The following is a 7,769-nucleotide window of genomic DNA, read 5'->3' as shown; positions in this document are numbered from 1 at the left end:
CGACCGTTAAGCCCTCTAGCGCCGATGGTACTTGGACCGCAGGGTCCTGGGAGAGTAGGACGCCGCCAAGCAATATGAAGACACACTTGATGATATCGAGTGTGTCTTTTTGTGTTACTATTTTACACGAGGAAACAACTAACTCTACAGATAAGACGGCATCAAGACTTTCACTTATATGAAGACTCTCAGTATTAATGATTTTGGCCATGAATCAATGTTGGTACTATATATATTTCCATGTGTCGACTTTAGTTGTTTGCCTCGTTCAGCAACCTTTCAGTTGAATTTAACGTAGGTTTTAGCGAATTAGGGTATAGTGAAGCCAAGTAAAGGGGAGGAGAACCATAATGAATATATCTTCTACAGCTAGTTCCACTACATCTTACATATCGACATCTTCGAGTTCGGACCATTCAAGTAGCTTGGAGAAACAAAAGACGAAGCTTGAGGCTCAACTGGAGAAAGTGCAATCAAGCAAGGACGATGAGAAGACTAAGGAGACAAAGACCAAACAACTTGAACAGCAGATCAAGCAGATTGATGCACAGATTGCACAGCAAAGTTCTCAAGGAGTCGGTACAGCCGTTGCGAAGGAGGCGCCACCTGCCCAACCTCTGTCCAACGGAATGGGCGTAGCTACACCTAAGGAGATTGCAAACGCAACGACAGACAGTAATGGCCGATTTGATATACGTATCTAATGACATCTAAGTTAGAATAAAACAAAGCCCTGACCGATCTATATGGATCGGTCAGGGCTTCATGTATTTGTTTATTCAATTATTTATGAGGTCTACCTACATTCTACCTACGTTCTAGTTATCTTCTATCTGTTGCGGTTATATATCTGTTAACGTTATTCAGGACGCAACGCGTTTATCCGATCCGTAAGGGATCGTTTTCTATAGTATACAGCTATCGTGACGAGAACCAGCATTTCAGATAACGGAACAGCAAGCCACACACCCGTCACACCGAAGAATGAAGGGAGGACTGCAATTAACGCAATCATGATGATCATCTCACGCGCGGCTGTAATCCAGATGGCCATTTTGGCATTACCTACAGATTGGTAATAGGTGCTCATAACAAAGTTAACACCCATGAACACATAGGCAAATGTAAATATGCGTAATCCGTAAACGGCATTATCTGTTACCCCGCTACTGAAGTTTCCAAAGATTTGCACGAAATGAGGTGCACCGATTTGAACAACAATCAGTAACAGTAGACCGCATGCCAGTGCTGTTTTGGTAGCTAAACGTATCGTTTGTTGTACCCGTTTCATCTGTTTCGCACCGTGATAATAGCTGACCAGAGGCTGAGCAGCGGATGCTAGACCCAGGAACGCTAACAGTACCACACCATGAATATAGTTCAATACAGTAAAGGATGCTACACCATCCGTGCCCGCAATGCGATCCATCGAGATGTTATGAGAGACAGAGAAGACCGACATACCGAGTTCAGCCAGAAAGCTGGGGAAACCAATGAGTAACAGGGAGGCCAGCAGTTTGTTGTTCCATTTGAACCGGGTAAATGTGAGATTATTTGTTTTTTTGAAAAAGTGAGTGAACAGAACCAGCAATGCAAGGGATGCTGATACAATTGTACCGAGGGCAACACCGCGTACACCCCACTCGAGTACATACAATGTTACATAATTGATGATGATATTAGCTACAGCAAATGTAATCTGAGCGTACATGGATGTGTTGGGATTCCCATCGTTCCGAACAAAGACAGAGAGTGCATTCTCAATGGTGAAGACGAACCCGAACAACAACATGATATTCATGTAGTCTGAAGCAAACGGGAAGGTCTCAGCGTTAGCACCGAGGGAGTATACCAGCTTGTCTTTGAAGGTATATGCAGTATATCCAATAGCTATCGTGACTAGCATTATGAGCATAATGGATTTGGTGAAAATTTGTTTGGCTGTGGTTATATCTTTTCTACCCATTGCGTTGGAGTACAAGGTTGCCCCGCCCATACCAATCCACAGCGACATGGCAACAAAAAGCGTATAGACAGGTGAGGCAATGCCGATCCCGGCCATCGCGGTAGAACCCAGTTTGTGTCCAACCATAATGCCGTCGATAATAAAATTAAAAGCAACTACCAGCATCCCCAATACGGAAGGCACAAGGTAGCTAATAAAAGCTTTACCTACAGATTGCCCTTCCAATGGATGCGTCCAATTCGTATTCATAATGACCTCCGTTAGTAAACTGAATGTTCATTCTGTATTTAATTATACTGAACGTTCGTTCTGTATGATAACACGCCATGAATTCGCTTGGCAACTTTTGCGTTTAAATATCGTTTATGTGGTAGAGTAGGTGGATATTCATAAGGCGGGAGGAATCTCTAGATGAAACAAAATAAGTACGATGAAGCTGAGTTTTTCGATAACTATAGTAAGATGGCTCGTTCAATTCAAGGGCTGGAGGCGGCCGGGGAGTGGCATGAATTGCAGACCTTGTTGCCCAACTTGAAGGACAAGCGTGTGCTGGATTTGGGATGTGGTTTTGGTTGGCACTGCCGGTATGCGCGAGAGCAACAAGCGAGTTCAGTGATCGGTGTAGATCTGTCTGAAAATATGCTTCAGCGAGCCCGTGAGATGACGGACGATCGACAGATCCAGTACAAGCAGCTGGCGATTGAAGATATTGACTTTGCACCTGGACAATTTGATGTTGTGATCAGTTCGTTGGCTTTGCATTATATTGAACGGTTAGACGCGGTGTACGCTAAGATCAATGATTGTCTCGTAGAAGGGGGCACATTTGTACTATCCTCGGAACATCCTATCTTCACCGCTCGTGCTGCGCAGGATTGGCATTACGGACCCACAGGTGAGATTCTTCACTGGCCCGTGGATGATTACCACGATGAAGGGAAACGTGTGGCGAACTTTCTGAATCAGGATGTGGTCAAATATCATCGCACACTGGCAACACATCTCAATGAACTGATTAAAGGGTTTGCTATTCAAAAGGTGGCTGAATCCAAACCATCGCCGGAAATGATTGAACAGGTCCCTGGTATGCGAGATGAGAACCGGAGACCCATGTTTCTGATGATTGCTGCGGTTAAAGTATAACGATGAAAATGATTCGTTAGACTAGAGGACAGAAAGTAACTGAGGAAGTGGTGCGTTCGCCTAAAAGCTTACTGATAGAGATTTCTAAATAAGCAAACTTGAAGGAATCAGCGTGTTCAGCGATGTTGAACATGCTGGTTTTTTATTTTGCTACAATAATAAGAAATAATGTCCAAAACAGGGAACCGAACCACATTAGACTCAGTCATATTAAGTGAGGTGAACAACAGTTGGATTATCAATTTCTGGCACAGGCTCATACTATCGACAATTACACACTCGGCAGCATCATGGATGATTACGGGAACGATGTGTGGAATTATGCTTATTTTCTGACCAAAAGTGCCGAACAGGCAGACGAATTGTCACAGGAGGTATTTATTCGGGCGTTCTCGGGGATCGCTTTTTATCGTGGGGATTGCTCACTGAAAACATGGCTGTTGACGATTACTAGGAACACGACCTTTACATATCGAAAATCCAGATTCTTTCGTAGTAGCCTGTGGGGAGAGACGTTACCCATTGAGACAGAGCGTGGGGATTCGAGCCAAAGAGTCATGATTGCAGAGCAGCCTGCACATCCTTCGGCCGAGATGGAAGTGATGCGTAAGGAGCATATCCATGAAATCTGGGATATTGTTCTGGCGTTGCCGAAGAAGTTCCGGGAGATCCTTTTGCTGAATCTGAAATATGAGCTTACGACGAGTGAGATTGCTGAGATATTGAAAATCAGCTCAGGCACAGTAAAATCAAGACTATCCCGAGGTAAGGACAAGGTACGGAAACAATGGGAGGAGCGAAGCAAATGAGACACAAGGATGAGCAATGGGAGAAGGAAATCCGGAAGGGACCGTTTGCTTCGTCTCCTTTTACGGAGGATCACAAGCGAAAGGTGCTTCAACAGGTGGAGTGGATGAAGAAGTCGGAAGAGGGGAGCAAGGGAGATAGGTCAGAGGACAGTTCCAGGCCATCCAGGCCGTTTAGACTGAAAGTGAACAACGTGTCCCACAAGCGTCGCCCTAGAAAAGGACCTCTTGTTGCCGGCACAGGTGCGTTGGTTATTGCGGCTGGATTGTTCCTATGGATCTGGAATGATGGACAGCTGGTGAAACCCGTGATCGAGCAGATTTATCCGACAGCAGCGTTACAGCTATCCGATGGTTTGAGTATTAATCTGCTAACGGATAGGATGAAAAGAAATGTTGCGGTCACCATGCGGGATGATCTGGGTAAACAGCTGCGGATTACGAAAGTGGAAGACTTGCCTGTCTCCGGAAGAATATATGTAGAGGCTGGAAATGAAAGTGAGAAAGAGTACGCGCAGATATGGCTCGATTCGGCCACAGGCAATCTGCGGGAATTAGAAATGAGACGTGAGATGCATCCGAGCGAGCTGGAACACCGTTATCTGCGCCAAGTTCCATCGCTTTTGCAAAGTATAGGTAGTACTCCAACCCTGAAACCTGCATCAGCTCGACGTTATGTGAGTATGAAGCAAGGGGAAATGGAGCCAATATCACATACGACATTAACGTTAGAAAATGAGACTGGCCATGGTTATGGGGAGATTGTATGGCAGCAGGACAATGCTGTATCGATCACAGGCGACCTTAGACCTGATCAAATATCACAGGCAGCGCTGGCAGATGCCAGAAACGCGATTGAGGCTCTGTCTGGTAAAGCCAATCTTGATCTGGTAAGAGCAAGCCGAAGCAAAGATGATGAACTCGGCAAAGATACAGTCTCCTTTTCCTTTAAAGATAACTACTTTGTCCAGATGACCGAAGGAAAAGAGGGCTTGGGTTATACGGTTGGGGATGCTAATCATTATGAGCAAGACTTTGCAGACTGGGAAGAAATAGAGGCTTATTATCAGGAACTATATAACATACAGGAGTCTCTTCTTAGAGAAGGAGTAGAACCTATAATTAAAAAAATATTTAAAATGGATCTTCAAGCGTATAAACTTCACCGTAATCCTGACCATCCAGGCATGGTCACATTTGAACTGGAGTCGAGCACGGATGTTTTTCAGGTTGAATACAGGGAAGATGGACGGATCAAGATGATTACCAGAGGTGAGTTATAGGGCTTGATCTTATATGTTACAATTTACTTCAATAGATGGGATGAGTATAAGGAGATAACAATGAAATATTTGGTGAGTTCATGTCTGGCGGGGGTAGCTTGCCGTTACAATGGAACAGCGAGCCTGGATGAGAAGATTCAGGAGCTTGTGAAGCAGGACCAGGCTAAGATGGTATGCCCGGAGCTGCTTGGCGGATTCTCCACACCCCGTGAACCAGCTGAGATTATCGGTGGTACGGGCAAAGACGTACTGGCTGGCACTGCGAAAGTGATCGAGAAAAGTGGCAAGGATGTCACAGACTTGTATATCAAGGGAGCCTATCAGACATTGGAATGGGCGCGAGAATTGAATGTATCGTGTGTGGTATTAAAGGAGTTTAGTCCGTCTTGTGGTACAAAGATGATCTATGATGGGAATTTTTCCAATCACAAGGTAACTGGAGAAGGTGTCACCTCAGCATTGCTGAGACAAGAAGGATATACCGTCATTTCTGAAAATGAGTGGATGGAGCAACTATAGGTCGCACAGATATCGTTTCATATTCACAGAAAAGCCGCTGGATTATATATCCTGGCGGCTTTTCTGTTGTCTCCCATTACTTTTCTCACTAAATGAATAAAGTCGATTTTCCTGAAATGCTAACAAACAATATGGATACATACGATATAGATATAAGATATATAAGGCTATCTACTATTTAAAGTGGGGGAATAATCATGTCAATTCAGTCTAAGCCAAAATATAAGAAAGGAAATAAACTCAAAAATATGAAATTAACATCAACGATGGTCATCATGACTGTAATTAGTCTAATCGGTTTGTTTACTGTCTTTCTGATTGGGATTTTCGGAATGAACGAAGCAAAAACGGGACAAGGTATCCTCTACAATGACCGTTTCCAGCATCAAACCAATGTTCTTGAATTGAAAAGTAATTTCTATAATATGCGTGCCAATTATACAAAGGTTCTTGATAATGCAGAGTATACCGACAAACAGTACGATCAGGTTCAGAAAGGTAAGAAGAGTATCACGAATGGCTTAAATGAATTTTCAGCAAGAACATTGGATACCAAAGAAAAAGAGATATTTGAAGATTTGGTAGCAAAGATGGATACATATTATCAGGATATTGAGCAAATCATGGATACCAAAAAGATGTCGGGCACCTACGATAGTGAAGAGAGAGGAAGAATTAACAAAAGCAGTACAGCGATTGTGGAGACGATCACCCTTTTGAGTGCGCATAACGAAGAAGAGTCAGCCAAGCTCTATGCGGATACACAGGAAGTAATTCAGCAGCGAGCATTGGTGCTCGGTTCGGTTCTTTTGCTTTCACTTGCAGCACTCATTCTGATTTCATTTGTAATGATTCGCAGTATACGTCAACGAATGAAAGCAATCACCCGTTATTGTGAAGAAATAACACAAGGCAACTTAACGGCATCCTTAGATCCGTATCTAACACAGGGAAATAATGAGATAAGTGTCATCGCACGAGCTATTCGTACAATGACCGATTCCACAACAAATGTCATTCGTGGTGTAATTCAGGAATCTCATCATATCAACCAGGTTAGTGATCTTACCAACCAGAACATGGCTGGTCTGAATGAACGCATTCGTGAAGTGTCAGCTACAGTTGAAGAGCTCTCTGCTGCAATGGAAGAGGCTTCAGCCCATACGGAAAATATGAATCATTCGGCTAATGAGATGCAACAGGGAGCTGAATATATATCGGAACAGACATCTAAACAAGCAGAATCCGCCTATGTGACCAGCACGAAGGCTGAAAAGTTGAAGCAGGAAGCCCGCGAATCGAGCCGAGCAGCCATGGACATGTATGATAATACGAGTAAGAAGATGTCAGAAGCGCTGGAACGTGCAACTGCTGTAGATCAGATTGGTATATTATCTCAATCTATTTTGGATGTTACGGCGCAGACTAATCTGCTTGCACTCAATGCATCCATTGAAGCTGCAAGAGCTGGAGAAGCAGGCAGGGGTTTTGCGGTTGTTGCAAGCGAGATTCGAAAGTTGGCTGATGATTCCAGACAGGCTGCCGATCAAATTCAGCAGGTCACGGAAGAAGTTATGCAGTCTGTAACCAATCTGTCCTCTAATGCCAAAGAGTTGCTATCCTTTATGTTCAATCAGGTTGGCAAAGATTACAAATTATTGGAGGATACAGCTGAACAGTATTATGTCGATTCTCTTGATCATGCCAATGCAGTTAAAGATCTCAATGCAACCTCACAACAAGTGACTGCGAATATCAAAATACTAGTGGGCTCCATTCACGAGATTGCATCAGCCAGTGAACAATCAGCTGCATCCAGTCAGGAAATCGCAGGACATATGGTCGCCTCTGCTGCGCAATCTGTGGAAGTAGTTAAACAATCTGATCAAGTGAAAGATAGTGCATTGAATCTGAATAAGCTGGTTCAAGATTTCAAGATTTAAAAGGAAAAGAGTCATAGATAATCCACTAGGGCCATGTAAGTGCCCAGTGGATTATTGCTGTCTTTCATACAATACTTACTTTTATAAACCAAGAAACAATAATGTGCGT

General features: G+C 43.7%; 7 protein-coding genes. 6 read left to right on the top strand and 1 reads right to left on the bottom strand.

The window, feature by feature from the left end:
* Positions 1 to 350 precede the first annotated feature (350 nt).
* Positions 351 to 704, top strand: coding sequence for a FlxA-like family protein (locus WFI24_RS29995; protein WP_336765523.1), 354 nt, complete (start codon positions 351 to 353; stop codon positions 702 to 704).
* Positions 705 to 859: 155 nt separating this feature from the next.
* On the opposite strand, the gene WFI24_RS29990 is transcribed toward WFI24_RS29995, so the two are convergent.
* The gene (locus WFI24_RS29990) at positions 860 to 2,215 is read right to left on the bottom strand and encodes an MATE family efflux transporter (protein WP_336765522.1); all 1,356 of its coding nucleotides are present in this window, start codon (positions 2,213 to 2,215) and stop codon (positions 860 to 862) included.
* A 162-nt stretch (positions 2,216 to 2,377) separates the two neighbouring features.
* Between WFI24_RS29990 and WFI24_RS29985 the strand changes: the two genes are divergently transcribed.
* From WFI24_RS29985 to WFI24_RS29965, 5 genes are all read left to right on the top strand, one after another.
* Positions 2,378 to 3,109, top strand: a complete 732-nt coding sequence (locus tag WFI24_RS29985) for a class I SAM-dependent methyltransferase (protein ID WP_336765521.1) — start codon at positions 2,378 to 2,380, stop codon at positions 3,107 to 3,109.
* Positions 3,110 to 3,339: 230 nt separating this feature from the next.
* Complete coding sequence (locus WFI24_RS29980; protein WP_336765520.1) at positions 3,340 to 3,918, top strand: RNA polymerase sigma factor; 579 nt, start codon at positions 3,340 to 3,342, stop codon at positions 3,916 to 3,918.
* Positions 3,915 to 5,198 (top strand): hypothetical protein, encoded by a 1,284-nt coding sequence (locus WFI24_RS29975; protein ID WP_336765519.1) that lies wholly within the window; start codon positions 3,915 to 3,917, stop codon positions 5,196 to 5,198. The genes WFI24_RS29980 and WFI24_RS29975 overlap by 4 nt, the downstream gene beginning before the upstream one ends.
* Positions 5,199 to 5,258: 60 nt before the next feature.
* On the top strand, positions 5,259 to 5,717 hold the full coding sequence (locus tag WFI24_RS29970) for a DUF523 domain-containing protein (RefSeq protein WP_336765518.1): 459 nt from the start codon (positions 5,259 to 5,261) through the stop codon (positions 5,715 to 5,717).
* Positions 5,718 to 5,914: 197 nt separating this feature from the next.
* A complete protein-coding gene (locus WFI24_RS29965; RefSeq protein WP_336765517.1) occupies positions 5,915 to 7,660 on the top strand; it encodes a methyl-accepting chemotaxis protein in 1,746 nt (581 codons plus the stop codon).
* Positions 7,661 to 7,769 lie beyond the last annotated feature (109 nt).

The sequence above is a fragment of the Paenibacillus sp. USHLN196 genome, from assembly GCF_037144955.1.
Classification (GTDB): domain Bacteria; phylum Bacillota; class Bacilli; order Paenibacillales; family Paenibacillaceae; genus Paenibacillus; species Paenibacillus xylanexedens_C.
Note: the sequence above shows the minus strand (reverse complement) of the source record. Positions and strands in the feature narration are given on the sequence as shown.

Excerpts from the sequence above, each read along its gene's own strand:
- WFI24_RS29995 (WP_336765523.1), top strand. The coding sequence starts at position 351 with ATGAATATATCTTCTACAGCTAGTTCCACTACATCTTACATATCGACA.
- WFI24_RS29990 (WP_336765522.1), bottom strand. The coding sequence starts at position 2,215 with ATGAATACGAATTGGACGCATCCATTGGAAGGGCAATCTGTAGGTAAA.
- WFI24_RS29985 (WP_336765521.1), top strand. The coding sequence starts at position 2,378 with ATGAAACAAAATAAGTACGATGAAGCTGAGTTTTTCGATAACTATAGT.
- WFI24_RS29975 (WP_336765519.1), top strand. The coding sequence starts at position 3,915 with ATGAGACACAAGGATGAGCAATGGGAGAAGGAAATCCGGAAGGGACCG.
- WFI24_RS29970 (WP_336765518.1), top strand. The coding sequence starts at position 5,259 with ATGAAATATTTGGTGAGTTCATGTCTGGCGGGGGTAGCTTGCCGTTAC.
- WFI24_RS29965 (WP_336765517.1), top strand. The coding sequence starts at position 5,915 with ATGTCAATTCAGTCTAAGCCAAAATATAAGAAAGGAAATAAACTCAAA.